The 21034-nt window shown below is 32.6% G+C and carries 21 protein-coding genes; all 21 read left to right on the forward strand.

Annotation, left to right across the window (positions count from 1 at the left end):
- Window positions 1-16: 16 nt before the first annotated feature.
- Window positions 17-865, forward strand: coding sequence for an ABC transporter permease (locus ACM39_RS10310; RefSeq protein WP_048510943.1), 849 nt, complete (start codon window positions 17-19; stop codon window positions 863-865).
- 40 nt (window positions 866-905) lie between these two features.
- A complete protein-coding gene (locus tag ACM39_RS10315; RefSeq protein ID WP_048510944.1) occupies window positions 906-2165 on the forward strand; it encodes an ABC transporter ATP-binding protein in 1260 nt (419 codons plus the stop codon).
- The gene (locus tag ACM39_RS10320; RefSeq protein ID WP_048510945.1) at window positions 2162-2563 is read left to right on the forward strand and encodes a sugar 3,4-ketoisomerase; all 402 of its coding nucleotides are present in this window, start codon (window positions 2162-2164) and stop codon (window positions 2561-2563) included. The genes ACM39_RS10315 and ACM39_RS10320 overlap by 4 nt, the downstream gene beginning before the upstream one ends.
- Window positions 2553-2975, forward strand: coding sequence for a sugar 3,4-ketoisomerase (locus tag ACM39_RS10325; protein WP_048510946.1), 423 nt, complete (start codon window positions 2553-2555; stop codon window positions 2973-2975). The genes ACM39_RS10320 and ACM39_RS10325 overlap by 11 nt, the downstream gene beginning before the upstream one ends.
- Window positions 2965-3513, forward strand: a complete 549-nt coding sequence (locus ACM39_RS10330; RefSeq protein ID WP_048510947.1) for an acyltransferase — start codon at window positions 2965-2967, stop codon at window positions 3511-3513. The genes ACM39_RS10325 and ACM39_RS10330 overlap by 11 nt, the downstream gene beginning before the upstream one ends.
- Window positions 3510-4571, forward strand: coding sequence for an acyltransferase family protein (locus tag ACM39_RS10335; protein ID WP_048510948.1), 1062 nt, complete (start codon window positions 3510-3512; stop codon window positions 4569-4571). Before ACM39_RS10330 ends, ACM39_RS10335 begins: the two co-directional genes overlap by 4 nt.
- Window positions 4568-5668, forward strand: coding sequence for a DegT/DnrJ/EryC1/StrS family aminotransferase (locus tag ACM39_RS10340; RefSeq protein WP_048510949.1), 1101 nt, complete (start codon window positions 4568-4570; stop codon window positions 5666-5668). Before ACM39_RS10335 ends, ACM39_RS10340 begins: the two co-directional genes overlap by 4 nt.
- 71 nt (window positions 5669-5739) lie before the next feature.
- The gene (locus tag ACM39_RS10345; protein ID WP_048510950.1) at window positions 5740-6660 is read left to right on the forward strand and encodes a glycosyltransferase; all 921 of its coding nucleotides are present in this window, start codon (window positions 5740-5742) and stop codon (window positions 6658-6660) included.
- Window positions 6661-6695: 35 nt separating this feature from the next.
- Window positions 6696-7781 (forward strand): glycoside hydrolase family 99-like domain-containing protein, encoded by a 1086-nt coding sequence (locus ACM39_RS10350; protein ID WP_048510951.1) that lies wholly within the window; start codon window positions 6696-6698, stop codon window positions 7779-7781.
- Between the two features lie 12 nt (window positions 7782-7793).
- On the forward strand, window positions 7794-8735 hold the full coding sequence (locus tag ACM39_RS10355) for a glycosyltransferase family 2 protein (RefSeq protein ID WP_053073320.1): 942 nt from the start codon (window positions 7794-7796) through the stop codon (window positions 8733-8735).
- A 77-nt stretch (window positions 8736-8812) separates the two neighbouring features.
- The gene (locus ACM39_RS10360) at window positions 8813-9481 is read left to right on the forward strand and encodes an NAD-dependent epimerase/dehydratase family protein (RefSeq protein ID WP_048510952.1); all 669 of its coding nucleotides are present in this window, start codon (window positions 8813-8815) and stop codon (window positions 9479-9481) included.
- A gap of 3 nt (window positions 9482-9484) precedes the next feature.
- Window positions 9485-11020: a hypothetical protein gene (locus ACM39_RS10365; protein WP_131701439.1), complete on the forward strand. Its 1536-nt coding sequence runs from the start codon at window positions 9485-9487 to the stop codon at window positions 11018-11020.
- A 57-nt stretch (window positions 11021-11077) separates the two neighbouring features.
- Complete coding sequence (locus ACM39_RS10370; RefSeq protein WP_048510954.1) at window positions 11078-11995, forward strand: glycosyltransferase family 2 protein; 918 nt, start codon at window positions 11078-11080, stop codon at window positions 11993-11995.
- The gene (locus tag ACM39_RS10375) at window positions 11985-12680 is read left to right on the forward strand and encodes a GNAT family N-acetyltransferase (protein WP_165585112.1); all 696 of its coding nucleotides are present in this window, start codon (window positions 11985-11987) and stop codon (window positions 12678-12680) included. The genes ACM39_RS10370 and ACM39_RS10375 overlap by 11 nt, the downstream gene beginning before the upstream one ends.
- The gene (gene rffA / locus ACM39_RS10380) at window positions 12667-13788 is read left to right on the forward strand and encodes a dTDP-4-amino-4,6-dideoxygalactose transaminase (protein WP_048510956.1); all 1122 of its coding nucleotides are present in this window, start codon (window positions 12667-12669) and stop codon (window positions 13786-13788) included. Before ACM39_RS10375 ends, rffA begins: the two co-directional genes overlap by 14 nt.
- 43 nt (window positions 13789-13831) lie before the next feature.
- Window positions 13832-14617 (forward strand): class I SAM-dependent methyltransferase, encoded by a 786-nt coding sequence (locus ACM39_RS10385; protein WP_048510957.1) that lies wholly within the window; start codon window positions 13832-13834, stop codon window positions 14615-14617.
- Window positions 14618-14623: 6 nt separating this feature from the next.
- Window positions 14624-16219 carry a hypothetical protein gene (locus ACM39_RS10390; RefSeq protein WP_131701440.1) on the forward strand — a complete coding sequence of 532 codons (1596 nt, stop codon included), beginning with the start codon at window positions 14624-14626 and terminating at the stop codon, window positions 16217-16219.
- Window positions 16207-18009, forward strand: coding sequence for an asparagine synthase (glutamine-hydrolyzing) (gene asnB / locus ACM39_RS10395; RefSeq protein WP_048510959.1), 1803 nt, complete (start codon window positions 16207-16209; stop codon window positions 18007-18009). Before ACM39_RS10390 ends, asnB begins: the two co-directional genes overlap by 13 nt.
- Window position 18010: 1 nt before the next feature.
- The gene (locus ACM39_RS10400) at window positions 18011-19159 is read left to right on the forward strand and encodes a glycosyltransferase family 4 protein (protein ID WP_048510960.1); all 1149 of its coding nucleotides are present in this window, start codon (window positions 18011-18013) and stop codon (window positions 19157-19159) included.
- Window positions 19156-20091, forward strand: coding sequence for a glycosyltransferase family 2 protein (locus ACM39_RS10405; RefSeq protein WP_048510961.1), 936 nt, complete (start codon window positions 19156-19158; stop codon window positions 20089-20091). Before ACM39_RS10400 ends, ACM39_RS10405 begins: the two co-directional genes overlap by 4 nt.
- Before the next feature lie 2 nt (window positions 20092-20093).
- The gene (locus tag ACM39_RS10410) at window positions 20094-21032 is read left to right on the forward strand and encodes a glycosyltransferase family 2 protein (RefSeq protein WP_048510962.1); all 939 of its coding nucleotides are present in this window, start codon (window positions 20094-20096) and stop codon (window positions 21030-21032) included.
- The last annotated feature ends 2 nt before the right edge of the window (window positions 21033-21034 follow it).

Here is a 21034-nt window from a genome sequence, read left to right on the forward strand (position 1 = left end):
ATAAATTTTCACACAAATGAATGAACCACAACAGAAGTGGACAGAAACAATAGGCTCCAGTCATTCTTTATTTGATTTGCAATTAAAAGAAGTATGGAGGTATAAAGACCTTATTTATATGTTTGTAAAGAGAGACTTTATATCAAGTTTTAAACAGACTATTTTAGGTCCGATTTGGTTTTTTGTTAATCCTATTTTTACCACAATTACATATCTGATTATTTTCGGAAAATTTGCGAAACTCCCTACAGATGGAGCTCCTGGAATATTATTTTATCTTGCTGGAGTTACTTTATGGAATTATTTCTCAGGCTCGCTACTTGGTACTTCTGCTACATTTACGGGAAATGCCAACATTTTCGGAAAGGTATATTTCCCAAGGCTTGTAACTCCTATTTCAATTGTAATCTCAAATTTAATGCGCCTTGGCGTTCAGTTTATTTTATTTATTATTGCCTGGGCTTATTATCTTATTAATAAGGAAATTACTCCAAACTGGTGGATTTTAGCGACACCATTTCTGGTGATTCTTATGGCTTTATTTGCTTTAGGTGTCGGAATGATATTTTCAGCACTTACTACAAAATACAAAGATTTAAGTATGTTGTTAGGCTTCGGGGTGAGCTTATATATGTATGCTACTCCCGTTATTTACCCGGTATCTATGCTTCCCGGATATTTTAAAAATATTGCTAAGTTTAATCCGTTAACTGGTATTTTTGAATGTTTCAAATATGGATGGCTTGGTGTTGGAGACTTCTCTCCTATTATGTTAATAGCAAGTACAATTATAACTGTTATTCTCTTATTTATTGGTATTGTTATATTTAATAAAGTAGAGAAAACGTTTATGGATACAGTATAGTTGAATGAAAAACACTTGATAAAATTAAAATTTAAAAAACATGCTAGCTTTAAAAGCAGAAAACATATCAAAACAATACCGTTTAGGGCAAGTCGGAACAGGGACACTTTCTCATGACTTAAACAGATTCTGGCATAGAGTAAGAGGAAAAGAAGACCCTTACTTGAAAATAGGCGAAGCCAATGACAGAACAACCAAAGGTAATTCTGATTATGTCTGGTCCCTTCGTGATATCAATTTTGAAATTCAACAAGGTGATGCAGTAGGAATTATAGGAAGAAATGGTGCCGGAAAATCCACTTTGCTCAAGCTCTTGAGTAAAGTCACAAAACCTACAACCGGGACAATCCACACCAATGGAAGGATTGCTTCATTATTAGAAGTGGGAACGGGTTTTCACCCGGAAATGACCGGTCGTGAAAATGTTTACCTTAATGGTGCAATTCTGGGAATGACCAGAAAAGAAATTACAAGAAAATTTGATGAGATTGTTGCTTTTTCCGGTGTTGAAAGATATATTGATACGCCGGTAAAAAGATATTCTTCTGGAATGTATGTACGCCTCGCATTTGCTGTCGCAGCCCATTTAGAATCTGAAATTTTAATTGTGGATGAAGTTTTAGCAGTCGGGGATGCAGATTTTCAAAAAAAATGTCTGGGTAAAATGAATGATGTTACCAAAGGAGAAGGAAGAACAATTCTTTTTGTAAGTCATAATATGACCGCTATAAAAGAACTTTGCAACAAAGGTATTTTATTAAACCAAGGTTCACTTCTTTATCAGGGAAACATGTTGGACACCATTATAGAGTATCAAAGAAGCAGCACAACGGCAACTTCTTATCATTATAACGGTAACATTAATGAAGCGTTAGGAAACGAAAATATTAAAATTAAGGAGTTCTCAGTCAGCCCAATTAAAGGAGAACTGATAGATATAGATTCTGGAGTTCATGTAAAGCTAGTTTTTCAAAATTTCTGCCCTGACATAACGCTCGATACAACCTTTGAATTAAGAAGTTACGAAGAATTGGTTATTTTCCATGTCGGAGCATTTCCGGCAAGCAACAACAACTCGGAAATAGGAGAATATACGGTAGAATATGACATTCCCGCAGGTTTACTCAATGCAGGAAATTATTATTTCAAATTATATTTTGGTAAAGATCAGACTGTTCTTCTGTATGGGATTGATAATTTTATTGGGTTTGAAGTTGAAAATGTAAAGGTAGGTAACAAAATACATGTCTACCCGGGTGTCACAAGACCCCATTTTGAATATAAAATACAGACACCATGATTCCAAAAATAATTGAACTTCCAAAAATATATGACAAAAGAGGAAATCTTTCCTTTTTTCAGCATCCTTCCAATCTCCCTTTTGAAATAAAAAGAACATATTGGATCTATGATGTGCCGGGGGGAGAAACAAGAGGCAGCCATGCTTTTAAAGAACAACAAGAGTTTATTATTGCTCTTTCAGGAAGCTTTGATGTTATTATACATGATGGGAAAGAGGAGAAAACATTCTCACTCAACAGATCTTATTATGGTTTATATATTCCTAAAATGTATTGGAGAAAGTTGGAAAACTTTTCCACAAATTCATTGGCATTAATAGTTTCCGATCACAATTATAACGAGGGAGACTACATTAGGGATTTTGAAGAATTTAAAAAACTTGCGCATGAAAAATAACCCCTCTGTATTTGACTGTAGCGTTATAGATTTAGGAAAAATAAGCTTTGATGAAGGAAATCTCACTGTAGTTGAAAATAACTCTAATTTTCCTTTTGATGTAAAAAGAATTTTTTACCTGTATGATATTGTTGGCGGAGAAAGCCGGGGAGCCCATTCCCATAAAGAATGCCATCAATTCCTGATCGCTGCCAGTGGAAGTTTTGAAGTCTCTTTAGATGACGGAAAATTTAAAAGACAGGTTTTTCTTAATCGTCCTGATACAGGCTTACATATCCCTCCGGGAATCTGGGCTTCTGAAATTAATTTTTCTTCAGGGGCTATTTGCCTGGTTTTGGCTTCACATCATTATAATGAAGAAGATTATATCAGAAATTATGAAACCTTCTTAAAATTACAAAATGAAATATAATGTTCACAACCTAGCTGACGTACAAACTGAGAATATTGGTGAGGGAACTACTATTTGGCAATTTTGTGTTGTTTTAAAAAATGCTAAAATTGGGAAAAACTGTAATATTAATTGTAACGTCTTTATTGAGAATGATGTATCAATTGGAGATAATGTGACCATCAAACCCGGAGTACAGATTTGGGATGGGGTAATATTAGAAGACAATGTGTTTGTGGGACCTAATGTTACATTTACAAACGACCTTATCCCAAGATCTAAACAATATCCTCTTGAGTTCGCTAAAACTTTAGTAAAAAAAGGAGCATCTATTGGTGCCAATTCCACAATTGTTGCAGGAAACACGATAGGAGAAAATGCATTGATAGGCGCCGGAAGCGTTATCACAAAGGATGTTCCGGCAAACACTGTCTGGTTTGGAAACCCTGCTAAGCAAAAAGGCTATATTTCGTCCGAAGGTAAAATATTAGATCTGAATATGATCGATAAAGAAGGTGTTTTACATCAATTTGTGAATGATAAATTTGTGAAAAAATGATCAAACCCTTAACTTCCTTAAGATTCTTTTTTGCTTTCTTTGTCTTTTTAAGTCATTTGTCTTACTTAAAACAGGACGAAAATTATAAAGGTATATTTGAGGGTATTTTTTCAGAAGGCTTTTTGGGAGTAAGTTTCTTTTTCATATTAAGCGGATTTATACTTGCACTTAATTACAGAGATAAATTTGTTAATAAAACAATTACGCTTAGAAAATTCTACATCGCAAGGTTTGCAAGAATTTATCCTCTGTATTTTATAACGATGCTTGCTTCTATTCCTGCTTTTTACAGCAGCTTCAAAATTTTGCTGTATAATGTTTTATTAATCCAAAGCTACATTCCTGATGACAAAGTTTTTTTTTCATATAATGCCCCATCGTGGAGTATTTCAGATGAAATGTTTTTTTATGCTTTATTTCCGGCCTTAATCATTATCGTATATAATTTACCTAAAGTTTTTAAAATCATACTAATCATTACATTTGTAGCGTTTATACTATTATTGAACTCTATTTTAATTGACGAAAGCAAGCTTCACTATTGGTTATACATATCACCATTTATCCGGATTTTTGATTTCCTTTTAGGAATTCTTTTATTCGATATAGTCCTTTATCTTAAAAAGAAAAAACAAAATTTAAACCAAAACTTATTCAATTTTCTTGAAATAGGAGGTATTGCCACTTTAGTAATATTTTTCATTTTTCATAATAGTCTACCTATTAGTTACCGGTTTTCCATTTATTACTGGCTCCCAATGTGTATGATTATTTTAGGTGCATCCGGCTCTTTTATTTTCAAAGAAAATACAACCTGGATATCGAAGTCCCTTTCGTGGAGATGGCTCGTATATTTAGGTGAGATTAGTTTCGGATTCTATCTCATTCACTATTTAGTATTAACATATACAAATAAACTCAACGGTTTTACCGGTATTCATCTCAAGGGTATTCCATATGCCGCAGAAATGTTTATCATTACACTTATTACAAGTATATTTGCTTTTGAATGCATAGAAAAACCATTGAATAAAAAAATAAAAAATTTATTTTCATGATTAAGTTCCTTGATTTACAAAAAATTAATCTACAGCACCAAGAAGAAATTGAAAGGAAACTTTTAGAAGTTTTTCGTTCGGGATGGTATCTTATGGGGGGTGAATTGACCCATTTTGAGAAAAACCTTTCAAATTATATTGGCTCTAAACATGCTATCGGAGTTGCGAACGGGCTGGACGCTCTTCGTTTAATACTTCGCGCTTATATTGAGCTGGGATTCATGAATCCCGGAGATGAAGTGATAGTTCCTTCAAATACATATATTGCATCTATTCTTGCTATCTCTGACAACGGATTAATTCCTGTTTTAGTAGAACCGGATACCAAAACATATAATATTGATATCTCCAAAATAGAAGAAAAAATAACACCGAAAACAAAGGCCATTTTAATAGTGCATCTTTATGGAAGAATTATTTTTTCAGAAGAACTGAAAAAATTAGCCGGGAAGCATACATTAAAAATCATTGAAGATAATGCTCAGGCAATAGGAGCCGAGTGGAACGGATTAAAATCCGGGAATTTAGGGGATGCGGCAGGTTTCAGTTTTTATCCCGGTAAAAATCTAGGAGCATTAGGAGATGCCGGTGCAATCACGACGAATGATGAGAAGCTTAATAAAACAATAAGAGCATTGGCCAATTATGGTTCTAATCAAAAATATGTGAATATTTACAAAGGCTTAAATTCAAGGTTAGACGAAATTCAAGCTGCAGTTTTAGATGTAAAATTAAAATATATCGACAAAGAAAATAATATCAGAAGAAATATTGCAAAACGCTATATCAGCGATATTTTAAATCCAAAAATTATTCTTCCTGAAAATCCTGAAGCTGAAAAAGAACATGTATGGCACGTTTTCGTAATTCGTTCAGAAAAAAGAGAAGAGCTTCAGGCTTATCTTACAGAACATGGTATTCAGACTCTTATTCACTATCCTATTCCGCCCCATAAACAAGAGGCATACAAAGAGTGGGAAATGCTACCTTTACCTATCAGTGAAAAAATACATCAGGAGGTTTTGAGTTTACCCATTTCCCCGGTAATGGAAGAGGAAGAAATTCAAAAAGTAATAGAAGTTTTAAACAGGTTTTAGAAAATATATCGAGTTTATTAAAAAAGTTTGAATTTTAAGATTCTGCTTTTGAAATTCAATAAAGTAATAGTATGACAGACTTACCATTGGTTTCGATTTTATGCCTTAGCTATAATCATGCACAATTTGTAGTGGAATCTTTAGAAAGTATAAAGTCCCAGAGCTACAGTAATATCGAAATACTGATTTGTGATGACAGTTCTAAAGATAATTCAGTAGAAGTTATAAATAATTGGGCTGAAAACAATTCACATCTGAATATCCATTTTATCAGGCATACTCAAAATCAGGGTATCTGTAAATCTCTGAATGAATTACTACATCAGTCAAAAGGTAAATATATTCTTACTTTGGCACTGGATGATTTATTGGAGCGCGATAAAATAGAAAAACATGTGATACTCTTAGAAAATTCGGCATCTCATGAAGTACTTGTATTTTCAAATGCTTATTTAATAGATGATAATTCCGCACTCTATCAAAATACTTTTATTCCTTATTTTCATAAATATTTGAATCTTGAATCAGGGAATTTTTATGAGACATTAATCAAGGATAATTTTATTCCCGCAATGTCTTGCCTTATCAAATCTGCCATTGTAAAGGAGATTGGAGGATGGGATGAAAGCTTAAGTTTTGAAGATTATGATATGTGGCTAAGACTGAGTCAAAAATATGATTTTATTTATGATAACTCTAAATCCTGCCGCTATAGAATTCATGCAACAAACTCACATAAAAAGAAAAATTTTTTAAACGAATCTTTTTTTGCAATTTATTTAAAGCATAAAGAGCACCCCCTGATGAAGCACAAAATAATGCAGATAATTCATGAAGCTTACAAAAAAAACAGTTTAACTGAAGGACACAAAGAATACCTGAGAAAACTGGAAAACAAAACACTTAAGGAAAAATTAATTTTGAAAAATGTAAGAAAGCCCACTTACAGTACTTTGCTTTTTCTCCAGAATATGTATCATGGAAACTGGTAAAGAATATTAGAAAATAATTTACAAAAAATGAATGAATGAAAACAAAATCCAGAACAATTGCATTTTACTTACCACAATACTATCCTATTCCTGAAAATGATGAATGGTGGGAAAAAGGTTTTACAGAATGGACAAACGTTACCAAAGCAAAACCATTATTTCCCGGACATCATCAGCCCAATTTACCTAGTGAATTAGGTTTTTACGATCTTCGTATCCCTGAAGTTCGGGAAAAACAGGCTGATTTAGCAAGAGAACATGGAATCGAAGGCTTTTGCTACTGGCATTATTGGTTTGGAAACGGCAAAAGAATTTTAGAAAGAGTTTTCAAAGAAGTTCTTGAAAGTGAAAAGCCTGATTTTCCCTTTTGTCTTGCATGGGCCAATGAAACATGGAAAGGCATCTGGCATGGTCTTGACAATCAAATTCTTGCAGAACAGGTCTATCCTGGCGTTGAAGACTATACCAAACATTTTTATGAAGTGCTGCCGGCTTTCAAAGACAAAAGATATATAAAAGTTAATAACAAACCATTATTTATCATTTATAAGGCATTTGATATTCCGGATATAAAGCTTTTCATAGATTTGTGGAATAGGCTTGCAATCGAAAATGGTCTTGAGGGAATTTATTTTGTAGGTCATCTTTTTGATTACAGAAGGTATCAGGAAATTTTGGATTTAGGTTTAGATGCTGTAAACGTAGTTCGTATGAATGAAGTGCAAAGACAATTGCCAAAACCAAAACTCAGCATCAGGGAAAAATTAGAATATAAGCTGAAAAAGATTTCTAAAGACATTCCTAAATATGAATATAAGGATGCCATAAAAGTTTTATTGGGTGAAGAGTCTAAAAATAAAAATGTGATTCCTACTTTGTTCCCCAATTGGGATCATTCCCCAAGGAGTAAGGGAAAAACACTTGTCCTCCATGATTCTAACCCTGAGCTTTTCAGACAACATGTAAAAGATGCATTAAATTTAGTAAAGGATAAGCCTGAGGAAGAAAGAATTATTTTCATTAAATCATGGAATGAATGGGCTGAAGGCAATTATATGGAGCCCGACAGAAGATATGGAAGACAATATCTTGAGGTTTTTAAGGAGGAAAACACATATTAAGCTGCTTGACCAATGACAATATCTGTAATCATACCAGTATACAATGCTGCCGCTTTTATAGAAAAAGCAGTACTCTCCGCGTTACAATTCTCTGAAGTAAAAGAAATTTTATTAATAGACGACGGATCTACCGATGGATCTTTGAAAATTTGTGAAGAAGTTGCAGAGAAATACAGTATTGTAACATTCTTACAACATCCTGATAAAAAAAATCATGGAGTTTCCGCTACCCGTAATTTAGGGATGGATCTGGCCTCTCAAGAGTTTATTGCTTTTCTGGATGCAGATGATTTTTATTTGCCCAATCGGTTTGATGCAGAAAGAAAATACTTTAAAAATCCTGAAATCGATGGTATTTTTGGAGCAATAGGGGTAGAATTTGTGACCGAAGCCGGGAAGAAGAAATACCTTTCCGTAATTAATGATACCGGATTAACGACAGTTAATCACCCCGCTGAAGGCTTAGACGTTTTTTATGGGTTGTCACAAATAAATCTTGCTTTTGGTACTTTCTTCTCGCTTATTGCTACCACTTTAAGAAAAAAAGCTATTGAGAATCCAAAGCTACGCCTTAATGAAAGCTTAAAAATGCACGAGGACAGAGATTTTATTGTAAAGCTTTCTTATCATTGCCATCTTAAATCCGGGTTTATAGACAAGGCAGTTGCCATAAGAACAGGGCATGAAAATAACACGTTTTCATCGGTACAGAATAAATCAAAAACATATTACAATAACCAGGAAAAACTATATTATTCATTATTTACTTGGGCAAGAAAGCAGCAAGGAATACCTCGGGAAGCTGTAGAACTATTTAAACTAAAGCATTTGTGTGCGAAAGTTGCCGCAAAATCAGGAGTTAATAAATATGTTTCTTATGCGTTATATTCTTTAACGGAGCCCAAACTCCTTAAAACGAGATACAGGTACTTTGCCCTGAAAAATTATCTTTAAAATTTATTTAGATTATATCTTTCTCAAAAAGTTCCCGTGAAAGATAAATATTCAACTTTTGAAAAAACGATTTACAAATGATTATAGGAAATGGTGTTTTAGCAAACGCAATAAAAGATTTTGATATAGAAAATGTGGTTTTTTTCGCTTCAGGAGTTTCTAATTCATTAGAAAACAGAGCATCTGAATTTGAGCGGGAAATCAATCTCCTGAATTTGACGATTAAAGAACACCCTGGAAAAAAATTAATTTATTTTTCAACCTGTAGCATCTATGATTCTTCAAAATCAGAAAGTCCTTATGTTCTTCATAAACTTAATGCGGAAAAATTAATCGCTGAAAATTGTCATACATATGCAATTTTCAGAGTGGGAAATGCTGTAGGAAAAGGTGGAAATATGAACACTTTAATTAATTTCCTCAAGAATTCCATTGAAACAGATAAAAAAATTCAAATTCACAGCAAAGCAAGAAGAGTTTTTATAGGAGTAGATGATGTAGCACTTTTTATTAATCAAAATATAGAAATTATAGAAAACAAAATCTACAATCTCGTATATCCCTATCAATTCTCATTAGAAGAAGTTATTACTCCTTTAGAAAAACACCTGAATAAAAAAGCATTATACGAAGTAATAGATGAAGGCGCTTTTTATGATATAGATTTTGAAGAGGGAACAAAAGTTTTTTTTGAGGGAACTTCTCCGGAAGAGTATTTGAAAAAGTTGTATACCACTTATTTATAGTTTATGTTCAGAAATAATTTAATTAATAATAGTCTTCAGGTAATGTCTTCTCGGGTAGCATGCTTTGTGATAAGTATCATTTTCTTACTATCTTACTTTATTTTTTATCCTACGGTCTTCGAACAAAATGATGATGTCATCATGAAGCTTATTGCTAACGGATACTTTACCGGCCAGCCGGAGTCTCATTTGGTATTCATTAACATTATCGTTGGCTTTATTCTAAAATTCCTGTACATTCATATTTCGGGAATAGAATGGTATTCCGTAATGCATATTTCACTGATTATCACCGTTTTTTTTTCCAATTTATATTGTATTACAAGGTATGAGACTGATACTAAGAGATTATTTTTAACGATAATAAATCTGAGTCTATTATATTTTTTTTCAAGGCTACAGTTCAGTTACACATCCGGTTTCCTGGCTATTTCTGCTGTGATTTTGCAAATATACGGACTTACTCATGATAACCGGAAACTATTGGCTTTTTCCATATTACTGATGCTTTTATCTTCTCTTATTCGATTTGAGATGTTTTTCTTCACATATCCTATATTGTTTATTACTTTTTTATTTCATCTGAGAAAAAAGTTAAGCTTAAAAGTAGGAATAATTGGAGGAATACTAATCATGGGTGCATTTTTGATTAATCAGCTTAATTATAAAAATAATCAGGACTGGAAAAACTATTATGATTACAATAAAGCTCGTGGTTCTGTTACCAATAACCTCAATATCAACTTAAATGACAAACATTTAGTTCAGGATTTAAAACTGAATGCCGAAGATCGTTTTCTTTTACAGAATTATGTTTTTACAGAAAACTTCACGGTAGAAAAGCTTAAAAAATTAACAGCTTATTCAAAGGAAAATCACACCTCGATGGGCTCGTCAATAAATTTCATTTATTCTTATGTAACAGCCTATTCAATTGCAATTACAGTATTTTTGCTGATAAGTTTAATAACGAGAAGATACCGAATTGCAGCCGCAATACTTTTACATATTGCAATGATTTTAATAACCGTGAGATATGCTAACATGGTACAATACAGAATACTGTACCCTACTCTTTTCTGTCTAGTATTTCTCTATTTAAAATCGTTAAATACCAATAAATCAAAGTCATTATCTGTTTTTCTAACAGCTTCATTATCAATATTTTTATTATTTCAGGTTAGAGATGTAAGAAAAACAACATTTTTTGCTGACAGGGCTCAAGATAATATCCGTAAAATTGAAAAGCAGCTTCCTAAAAATAAGATCTATTTAGTTGATCCAACATCAAATTATTATCTAATAGGCAGAAGTGCTTTTGAGAATCCGGACAGGAAATTTGTTTTTTTTGGCTGGCTTACCAATTTTCCCGCAAACAAGAAAACATATTCGGATTATAATTCTAATTTATACAGAATGCCCAACCATCCTCTTATCATATCAAAAGCAAATTACAATAAATTAAAACCTTTTATTTTTAATAAGGAGATATACATCATTGATGATAATAATCTCATATCTCTGATATCCAAAAGATAATAAATATAGCCTTGAAAGTTCATAAAATCATTATATTTACAAAAATTTATTTCACAAATGATTAGTATTGTAAGCCCTGTTTATCGTGCAGAAAAAATTCTTCCTACGCTAGTATCAGAAATTAATTCTGTAATGGCTAGAATCGGAGAGGAATACGAAATTATCCTGGTAGACGACAGAAGTCCTGATAATTCTTGGGAAATAATGCGGTCTCTCATGCCTAATAATCCCAATTTAAAAGTTTTCCGGCTCAGCCGCAATTTTGGGCAACATGCTACTATCATGGCTGGTCTTACAAAAGCGAATGGTGACTGGATTATCGTAATGGATTGCGATATGCAGGATCAACCCAAAGAAATAGAAAAGCTCTACAAAAAAGGATTGGAGGGCTACGATGTGGTGCTTGCAAGAAGAGAAATCCGAATGGACTCTCCTTTAAAGAAATTAAGTTCGAAGATATTCTATAAAATATTTAATTACCTTGCCGGAATAGAGATCAATAACGAAATAGCAAATTTTGGTATATATAAAAGAAAAGTTGTCCGGTCTATTTTAAATATTAATGATAATATAAAGTTTTTCCCGTTATTTGTAAAGTGGGTCGGCTATAACAGCACGACAGTCCCCGTAGAACATGCATCAAGAGAGGAAGGAAAATCAGCTTACAGTTTATCACGTCTTATTTCATTGGCTTTTAATGTAATTATTTCATTTTCAGATAAGCCTTTAAAGATTTTCGTTGGTTTTGGCGCCACTATTTCCTTGCTTTCTATTCTTGTAGCTGGGTATTTTGCCCTAAATTATTTTCAGGGAAAGATTACGGAACCCGGTTTCAGCTCCATCATATTATCAATCTGGTTCTTATCGGGTGTTGTAATAAGCTGTATCGGAATTGTAGGAATTTACTTAGGAAAAACTTTTAACCAAACTAAAAACAGACCCGTATTTTTAATTGATGAAGCTTATGAAAATTAATTTTTTACAATGGGACAGCGATTTTTTTAAAAAGAAAATCGGAGATATTACGTTAAATAATAATAACGAAAATGTTGATCTTTCTGACAATTACGATCTTATTGTAATTAAGCAGCCCTCTGATTTTGATATAAATTTAGCGGATTATGATCTTTCATTTAAAGAAACCAAAGTCAACTTTATAAAATCTTTGAATAATACGCGTTATTCTGATTTAGAGTCTGTAAAAGATACTGATGATACAGAGAAAAGCATAGATTTTTTCAAAGATTTAGCATATGAAAGTGGAAAAATGAGCCGGTTTTTATTGGATAAAAACTTTGGCGAAACAAAATTCAGAGAGCTCTATGACATGTGGATTATTAATAGCCTTAATAAGAAATTTGCTGTAAAAACTTTCTATCTGGAAGAGGGTGAAAAAGCTATAGGCTTTGTCACTGTACAAAAGTATGATACTTTGGGAAAAATCGGGCTTATCGCTACACATCCGCAATTTCAGGGAAAAGGATTTGGAAAAAAACTATTAAATAAAGCAGAACAATTCTGCATAGAAAGTGGAATTACCCATTTGGAAATTCCTACACAAAAAGAAAACATACAGGCTTGTTCTTTCTATAAAAAACAAGGCTATGATATAAAAGATGAAATAACTATCAAACATTATTGGAAAAATGATCCCTTTTAACAAACCTTATCTGACAGGAAAAGAAACTAAATATATCGAGGAAGCTGTAGCATCCGGGAAAATTTCAGGAAACGGAATTTTCACACAAAAATGTCAAAAATTTTTTGAAGACAAATATGGCTTTAAGAAAGTTTTGCTTACAACGTCTTGTACAGATGCACTTGAAATGTGCGCCATTCTTGCCAATATAGAAAAAGATGATGAAATAATTATTCCAAGTTATACTTTTGTATCTACCGCATTGGCCTTTGTAAGGCAGGGGGCTAAAATAATCTTTGCAGATTCTTATAATGATAATCCTAACATAGATGCAGATAAGATAGAATCTTTAATTACTCCAAAAACTAAAGCAATTGTTGTCGTTCATTACGCTGGAGTTGCCTGCGATATGGAAAAGATTATGGCAATTGCAAATAAATATAATCTTATTGTAATAGAAGATGCTGCACAGGCTATAGATAGTTTTTATATCTTTTCTGATGGCACAAAAAAAGCCCTTGGAAGTATTGGTCATATGGGAGCTTTTTCATTTCATGAAACTAAAAATATTATTTCCGGTGAAGGAGGAATGCTTACTATAAACGATGAAAAATACATTGACCGAGCAGAAATAATTTGGGAGAAGGGAACTAACCGTTCTCAGTTTTTCCGTGGGGAAATTAACAAATACGGATGGGTGGATACCGGCTCATCTTTCCTTCCAAGTGAGATTATTTCGGCATTTTTGTGGGCACAACTGGAAAATTTAGAGGAAATCCAAAAGAAAAGACTGGAAATATGGAATGTATATCATGAGAATCTAAAAGATAATCCGGGATTCTCATTACCCACAATTCCTCATTATGCAACCAATAATGCACATATGTTTTATCTTATTTTCAACTCAATTGAGGATAGAACATTGCTTATAGAGAAGCTTAAAAAAAATGATGTATTAGCTGTTTTTCATTATCTTTCATTGCATAAAAGCGAATTTTACAATAATCAGCATGATGGCAGAATATTGGAAAACTCTGATAATTTTGAAGATTGTCTATTAAGGTTACCTCTTTTCCATAGCCTTTCGGAACAAGATCAGGAAAAGATCATTCGGTTGATAAATGATTAAAGAAAGTAATTTTGTCTTTTAAATAAAAGGATTAAACACCAAGATGAAAAAAATAGATACACGCATTTTTAAAGATCAATACACCGAAAAGAACGGGAAATATATTTTTATTCCCGTGCAGGAAGAAGTTGTTTCTGATTTTTTAGATAAAATAAAATATAGAATAAAAAAATTTAATAAACTCTATTCTTTACTGATAGAAATTATTAGTCCTGTTTTTCCTCAGCCTTTTTTCGATGCCAAAAGCATAATCAGGAAAGAGATAAAAGGTAAAAATATGACAGCCCTAAACCTGGGAAGTGGAAATTCAGATTTCGGCGATGAGCTCCTTAATGTAGATCTGCTTCCCTATGAAAATGTAGATATTATTTGTGATATAGAAAAACTTCCGTTCAAAGACAATAGCATAGATTATATTATAAACATTGCAGTATTGGAACATGTTCCTAATCCTCAGAAAGTTATCTCTGAGATATATCGAGTCATGAAACCCGGAGGGAAAATTTACTGTTTTATTCCATTCATGCAGCCTTTTCATGCATCCCCTTATGATTTCCAACGTTTCACATACGAAGGAATGAAGCATCAATTCAGGGCTTTTGATGTAATAAGCTTAAAACCAGTTGGTCCTACATCTGGTATGCTCTGGAATCTGCAAGAATGGCTGGCTCTTGTTTTATCTTTTGGAATAAAGCCTTTACATACATTTTTATATCTATTTTTTATGATAATTACATTCCCTATCAAATTTCTTGATTTCTTTTTACAATATCATCCAATGAGTAAAAATCTAGCGACCGGGTTTAGTATAAAATGTGAAAAAAAATAAACAAAAATGGAGAAAAAGTTATATTGGAACAGTATAGGCATCATTTTCTTATTTGGAGCTCTCTTTATGGGATATTTTGTCTACTCCAATTTTGATAAAGGACTCGTCATGAATGACGAGGCTTATTATTTAGCCCATTTCCGGGATTTTAGAAATGTCCTCACCGTAGATGCAACCAATTATTTCAGAATCTTTCAGGTATTCTATACAGATAACATTTATCATTTTAGAATTATCACTTTTCTGCTTCTGAATCTTTCATCATATCTGCTCTTTTTTTTAGTTTCAAAATATTATAAATTAAAGATTTCCCCTTTTTTATTCGGACTGCTTGGTATCTGTCTTAATTTTCTTACATGGCGTGCTACAATAGTTGTTTTAAATCAGTATCATGGAAATACAATACTTATAAACCTTACAATATCATTTCTTGTCTTATTTTTGCTTTACAGAAAGAAAATTTTTCTCGTTGTATGCGGATTTTTCTTGGGTATTTTTATATTTGACGGTGTTCCCCATGTTATTACCATATTCCCCATAACTGCTTTTATAGTTTACAATTTTTGGAAAAGCAGCAAAAGTATAGTCTTAGTTTTCGGAGGAGGAATTTTATTAGGAATTATATTCTATTTCTCCTTTATCGAAAGTCTTTCTACTTTTATAAAGCAGTTAGAATATGTAAAAATCTATAAACATTTTCACAGGAAACAGCATCCTATCCGTTTTTATTTTTACTGGGTTGCTTTTGTTATTGGTTTTGTTGCCGTTCCTTTAGCATTATCATTATTTTTAATAAATAAATACCTTGTAAAACTCAAAAAAATTCATGTATTTGATTATATTCTTTTGGTATCAGGAATTGCAATAGGTATCATGTATTTTTTTTACGATAATCTTCATATACTTTATGTGTTTTTAGGTCTTTTGATTTATAGGTTTTTCCTTACGAATGAGATTCTAGAAAAGAAAACATTTTTACTCGTTTTATATTTTCTCCCTTTTGGAATGGCATTCGGATCTGGTTTTTATTTTCACATCAGAGGCGGGATGTACCAACTATACTACTTCCTCGCCCTGAGTATAATTCTGATTAATTTATATCAAATAAGAACTTATAGTATTTATGTTTTAACACTCATAGTCTGTTTTATTATATATCCTGAATTTATACATGATAAAGGCTGGAAAGATTTCGTTTATACAGAACAGACCGAGAAAGTGAAAATCAACGGTCATGATTTGTACCTCGATATGCATAGAAAAAAAGATGTAGAAGACCTTCGCCCCTATCTGGAAAATCAAAAGAATGTAATTTATTCAAGTAATCATTTGATGGGCTATTTATATATTTTAAATGCAAAACCTCCTATTTATTATTATTTTACATTAAAAGATTACATACAGTTTATCATTAAAAAAGTTGGCAAGACACCGGACGATTATATCTATATCGAAAGTAACGACTATCCTTTCAGTCCGAAAGAAATTGTACCTTTAAAATTCGTAAGCCATCCGGAAAATTACAATGTTGTAAAAGCAGGCAGGTTTACATTATATCTCCCCTCTCAATTTCAAAAAAATAAAAACAAATGTGTGGAATAGCTGGAATTATAGCTAACAATGCTAGAAGTTATCAAAGTGAAATTCAAAAAATGACGGATATCATGGCGCATCGCGGTCCGGATTCGTCGGATCACGAATTTTATGATAATGCAGCGCTGGGACATCGCAGACTTTCTATTATAGATCTATCGGAAAACGGAAAACAACCCATGTTTTCTAATACGAAAAAAGAATGTATCGTCCTAAATGGCGAAATTTATGGTTACCAAGCTATAAAAGACCAATATTCTGATTATCCTTACCACGGAAGTTCAGATACAGAAGTAGTTCTTGCCATGTATCAGAAAAAACAGAAAGATTTAATCCATGATCTTCCGGGAATGTTTGCTTTTGCTATTTGGGATAACGAAAAACAAGAGCTCTTTTGTGCGAGAGATCGTTTTGGAGAAAAACCCTTTTACTATACTTTCGGAAAAAATGGTGAATTCATTTTTGCTTCCGAGATCAAAGCAATCATTGCATCAGGATTAATAAAGCCGGAAATTGATAAGGCACAAATTGCCTATTATTTAAAAAACGGTTACATTCATCCTCACAAAACCATTTATAAAAACATTTACAACCTTAAACCTGCCCATACACTTACGTTTAAAAATGGGAAACTTGAAATAAAACCTTATTGGAAAGTTCCCACTGAAACGTTAAAATTGAGTTTAGATGAAAGTATTGAAAAATTTAAATATCTTTTAGAAGGCGCTGTAGAAAAACAATTGGTAGCCGATGTCCCTGTAGGTTCTTTTCTTTCAGGAGGGCTGGATTCCAGTACAATTGTCGCAATAGCTTCAAAATACAAATCAAATATAAAAACTTTGGTTTACGGATATGAAAGTGGTCATTTAAACGAAATGCCTTACGCACAAGCCATTGCAGATAAATACAAAACTGACCATCATATTCTTTTAGATAGGAAACAAAAAATTTCCGAAACTTTACAAGAGGTTTACTCGTATATGGATGAACCGCTTATGGATACTTCTTTACTTCCTACACATCTTATTTTCAAAGAAGCTTCAAAAGATCTAAAAGTAATTCTTTCCGGTGATGTAGGTGATGAGTTATTTGGAGGGTACAGCTTCTATAAATATAATATAAACCTCTCTCAAAAAGGGTATTATCCAAATTATCTTTCAAAGATGATTCTTTTAGCCGGTAAATTCAAAAATATTGGTTCCGAAAGACGCCACAGAGCAGAATATAATGATACCTTAGATTATCATCAGAATAAAGTACGGAATCATTTTACAGCTTCCGAAATTAAAAAATTAGGTATCAGCGAAGAAATTCCCACGCAGGATTTTAGCTTTAAGCCTAGTAACGAAAATTTTAATGATCTAATGCGAATTGATCTGGAAAAATACGTACCCGCTAATATGTTATTGAAAGGTGACAGAACTTCCATGTATAATTCTGTAGAGGTAAGAATTCCGTTTTTAGATATTGATTTTGCCGAATTTTGTATTCAGCTTCCGTGGCAGTACAAATTAAATTCAACCGAAGATAAGATTATACTAAGAAAAGCCTATTCTCAAGCCTGGACAGAAGAAATTGCAACCCGTAAAAAAAACGGTTTTGGAGCGTCTGTGAGTGAATGGTTTAAAGAACCTGAACTACAGGATCTAAGCAAAGAACTTCTGGAGAATAAGAACAGCTATATTTTTGAGTTTTTAGACTTCAATGAAGTACAGAAAAAGCTAAATAAACAGCTTCAGCACTGGAATTTATTGATTCTGGCACTTTGGTTTAAAAATAATAAAAATTATTTGCAGTAATATGAAAATAGGACTGACAAAAAAGGACTATCCCATCAGAAGGAACATTTTAGATAAAGTTCCCGGATTCGAATATATTTTTTTACGAAACAACAACAATCTTTTCCATTCATTGTCTACGGTAAAAAAAATTTTTCTCCGAAAAAAAATTGACTTTGAAGGAAAATTTTTCTTTTATCAAAAACCAAAGATTGATATTCTTCATCTTTACAATGACATAAATTATTCTGCTCAAAAATGGGTAGCTTCTTTTGAAACGCTTGTTCCCAGATTTTTGGAAACAAGAAATGATCATCAAAAAACAGAACCTCAGCATATTTATAATAAGAAAACACAAAATGCCCTTAAACAGATTTCTAAAAAAAACTGTTTAGGAATTATTTCAATTTCCCAGGCTTCTGCAAATATCCAGCTGGAGCTTTTGAAAAGTTATCCTGAATTCAAAGAAATTATAGAAAAAAAACTTTCGGTGATACATCCTCCACAAGAAATTATTCCAAGGAACTCTGAAGAAGTTTACAAAAATATAGAAACATTCAATTTTATTTTTGTTGGAACACAATTCCATTTGAAGGGAGGGGTAGAAATGGTTGAAGTTTTAAAAAAATTAAGACCGAAATATAACTTTAGGCTTACCATTATTTCTTCTTTTAAAACAGACAATTACGTAACAAGAGTAACAGAGAAAGAGGCGCAGGAAACTAAAGAAACGCTAAAAAAGGAAAAATGGATTGAGATTTTTGAAAATATTCCTAACGAACAAGTTATAGAGCTCATTAAAAAATCCCACATTGGTCTTCTGCCAACCTGGTCGGACACTTATGGTTTTTCTGTGCTGGAAATGCAGGCAGCAGGCGTTCCTGTTATTACGACAGATATACGCGCATTGCCGGAAATTAATAACGAAAACTGTGGCTGGCTCATTCATCTTCCTCAAAACCGTCTAAAACAAGCTCTTTACTTTACAAATGCACAAAAAGATGAGCTTAAAAGCATGTTGAAGGCAGAGCTCGAAAAGGTTTTAGAAAATATATTTGCGAATCCCGGACAATTACCGGAAAAATCAAAAAAATCATTAGAAAGAATCAAAGAAAATCATGATCCGGTTATTTTTAGTGAAAAATTAAACGCAATATACAGCAAGGCATGAATATCTCTGTAATTATACCCGTTTACAATGCTTCAGAATTTTTGGAAAAAGCTGTAGATTCCGCACTTCAATCTTATGAAGTAAAGGAAATTGTATTAATTGAAGATAAATCGACGGACAATTCATTAGAAATTTGTCAAAAACTGGTTTTAAAAGACTCAAGAATTAAATTATATCAACACCCTGATAAAGGAAATCACGGAGCGGGAGCGACAAGAAATTTAGGAATTGAAAAAGCAAACTGTGAATTTATATCCTTTTTGGATGCAGATGATTATTATCTTCCCAATCGTTTCGAAGCTGAAAAAGAGATTTTCAAAGATGCGAAAATTGAAGGTGTTTTTGGAGCCATCGGTGTAGAATATTTATCTGAAAAAGGCAAAAAAGCATTTCAGGATAAATTTAAAAATATTTCCTTAACTACCGTTAATTTCCCTGCCGAAGGTGAAAACGTTTTGAAAGGGTTACTTGGTTTAACCTCTAAAGTGTTTGGAACCTTCTTTCATTTGAATGCTCTTACTATAAGGAAGTCAGCTTTAGTGAAAAATAATCTTCGCTTCAACGAAAGCCTTCGTGTACATCAGGATTCTGATTTTATCACAAAACTAGCCTATCATTCTTATTTAAAATCCGGGATTATAGATAAAGCTGTTGCCATAAGAGGAGTACATGATAATAACAGAATAACAAAAATTATAAAATATTCACCACAATATAATCAGAGACAGCTACTTCTATGGAAATCATTATATAATTGGGCAGATTCCAATCAATTGCCCTTAGCATGTAAAAGAAAAATTTACTTAACCTATAAATCATTTGACCTGTCTTTAAAAAAAGGATTAGACAAATACTCCGGTATTTTGTGGGAAGTCATTAAAAATCCTCAAATATTAAAAACACAATATCGCTTTACATACCTCAACCGATAAGAATGAAAATATCAGTAATTATTCCCGTTTATAATGCCGAAAAATATGTTTCACGAGCCGTAGAATCAGCTCTTCAGTTTGAAGAAGTATATGAAGTCATTTTAATTGAAGATAAATCTCCGGATAATGCCTTAGAGGTTTGCCGGAAATTAGCCGAAAAACATGATCGAGTAAAACTTTATCAACATCCGGACAAAGGAAATCATGGAGCGGGAGCTTCTAGAAATTTAGGACTTGAAAAAGCCGCCGGAGATTTTATTACATTTTTGGATGCAGACGATTATTACTTACCCAACAGATTTGATGCAGAAAAAAAATTGTTTAAGAATTCAGGTGTAGAAGGGGTTTACGGGGCAACCGGGATACGATATTATTCAGAGAAGGCAAAACAGCAATACTATCATGTATATAAAGAGAAATTAGATACAGTATACAAAAAAACCAATCCTGAAGATGTTTATTTGGGGTTGATAAATATGCGTGGAACTTTCGGATTAATCCACCTCAATGCTTTAACGATTAGAAAAACGGCTCTTTCTAAAATGAGTAAAATGTTTGAAACATCTCTTCGTCTACATCAGGATTCAGAATTTGTAATAAGGTTGGCCTATTATCTGCAACTTTTTACAGGAATTAATGATAAAGCTGTAGCATTAAGAGGCATCCATGAAAATAACAGAATCACGAAAGTAGACTCTGGAAAAATAAATCCTGCCGCAACGCGTGTTTTACTTTGGCGGGAACTGAATACGTGGGCTGAAAATGAAGAAACTATTCCGGAAAATGTCAAAATCCATATCAAAAGAATGCATCGCAGTTTTGAGATTGCCATCGCTCCTGTTTTCAAAAAATGGGGAATGATAGCCCAATATCTTATTACTGATTACCAAAGTATCAGATCTGGATTATATAATATAAATTTTAGATATACATTAATTTAAAT

The organism is Chryseobacterium sp. FH2 (assembly GCF_001045455.1).
Lineage (GTDB): Bacteria > Bacteroidota > Bacteroidia > Flavobacteriales > Weeksellaceae > Chryseobacterium.

Coding starts and splice junctions, on each gene's coding strand:
- ACM39_RS10310 (WP_048510943.1), top strand. CDS start 17: ATGAATGAACCACAACAGAAGTGGACAGAAACAATAGGCTCCAGTCAT.
- ACM39_RS10315 (WP_048510944.1), top strand. CDS start 906: ATGCTAGCTTTAAAAGCAGAAAACATATCAAAACAATACCGTTTAGGG.
- ACM39_RS10320 (WP_048510945.1), top strand. CDS start 2,162: ATGATTCCAAAAATAATTGAACTTCCAAAAATATATGACAAAAGAGGA.
- ACM39_RS10325 (WP_048510946.1), top strand. CDS start 2,553: ATGAAAAATAACCCCTCTGTATTTGACTGTAGCGTTATAGATTTAGGA.
- ACM39_RS10330 (WP_048510947.1), top strand. CDS start 2,965: ATGAAATATAATGTTCACAACCTAGCTGACGTACAAACTGAGAATATT.
- ACM39_RS10335 (WP_048510948.1), top strand. CDS start 3,510: ATGATCAAACCCTTAACTTCCTTAAGATTCTTTTTTGCTTTCTTTGTC.
- ACM39_RS10340 (WP_048510949.1), top strand. CDS start 4,568: ATGATTAAGTTCCTTGATTTACAAAAAATTAATCTACAGCACCAAGAA.
- ACM39_RS10345 (WP_048510950.1), top strand. CDS start 5,740: ATGACAGACTTACCATTGGTTTCGATTTTATGCCTTAGCTATAATCAT.
- ACM39_RS10350 (WP_048510951.1), top strand. CDS start 6,696: ATGAAAACAAAATCCAGAACAATTGCATTTTACTTACCACAATACTAT.
- ACM39_RS10355 (WP_053073320.1), top strand. CDS start 7,794: ATGACAATATCTGTAATCATACCAGTATACAATGCTGCCGCTTTTATA.
- ACM39_RS10360 (WP_048510952.1), top strand. CDS start 8,813: ATGATTATAGGAAATGGTGTTTTAGCAAACGCAATAAAAGATTTTGAT.
- ACM39_RS10365 (WP_131701439.1), top strand. CDS start 9,485: ATGTTCAGAAATAATTTAATTAATAATAGTCTTCAGGTAATGTCTTCT.
- ACM39_RS10370 (WP_048510954.1), top strand. CDS start 11,078: ATGATTAGTATTGTAAGCCCTGTTTATCGTGCAGAAAAAATTCTTCCT.
- ACM39_RS10375 (WP_165585112.1), top strand. CDS start 11,985: ATGAAAATTAATTTTTTACAATGGGACAGCGATTTTTTTAAAAAGAAA.
- rffA (WP_048510956.1), top strand. CDS start 12,667: ATGATCCCTTTTAACAAACCTTATCTGACAGGAAAAGAAACTAAATAT.
- ACM39_RS10385 (WP_048510957.1), top strand. CDS start 13,832: ATGAAAAAAATAGATACACGCATTTTTAAAGATCAATACACCGAAAAG.
- ACM39_RS10390 (WP_131701440.1), top strand. CDS start 14,624: ATGGAGAAAAAGTTATATTGGAACAGTATAGGCATCATTTTCTTATTT.
- asnB (WP_048510959.1), top strand. CDS start 16,207: ATGTGTGGAATAGCTGGAATTATAGCTAACAATGCTAGAAGTTATCAA.
- ACM39_RS10400 (WP_048510960.1), top strand. CDS start 18,011: ATGAAAATAGGACTGACAAAAAAGGACTATCCCATCAGAAGGAACATT.
- ACM39_RS10405 (WP_048510961.1), top strand. CDS start 19,156: ATGAATATCTCTGTAATTATACCCGTTTACAATGCTTCAGAATTTTTG.
- ACM39_RS10410 (WP_048510962.1), top strand. CDS start 20,094: ATGAAAATATCAGTAATTATTCCCGTTTATAATGCCGAAAAATATGTT.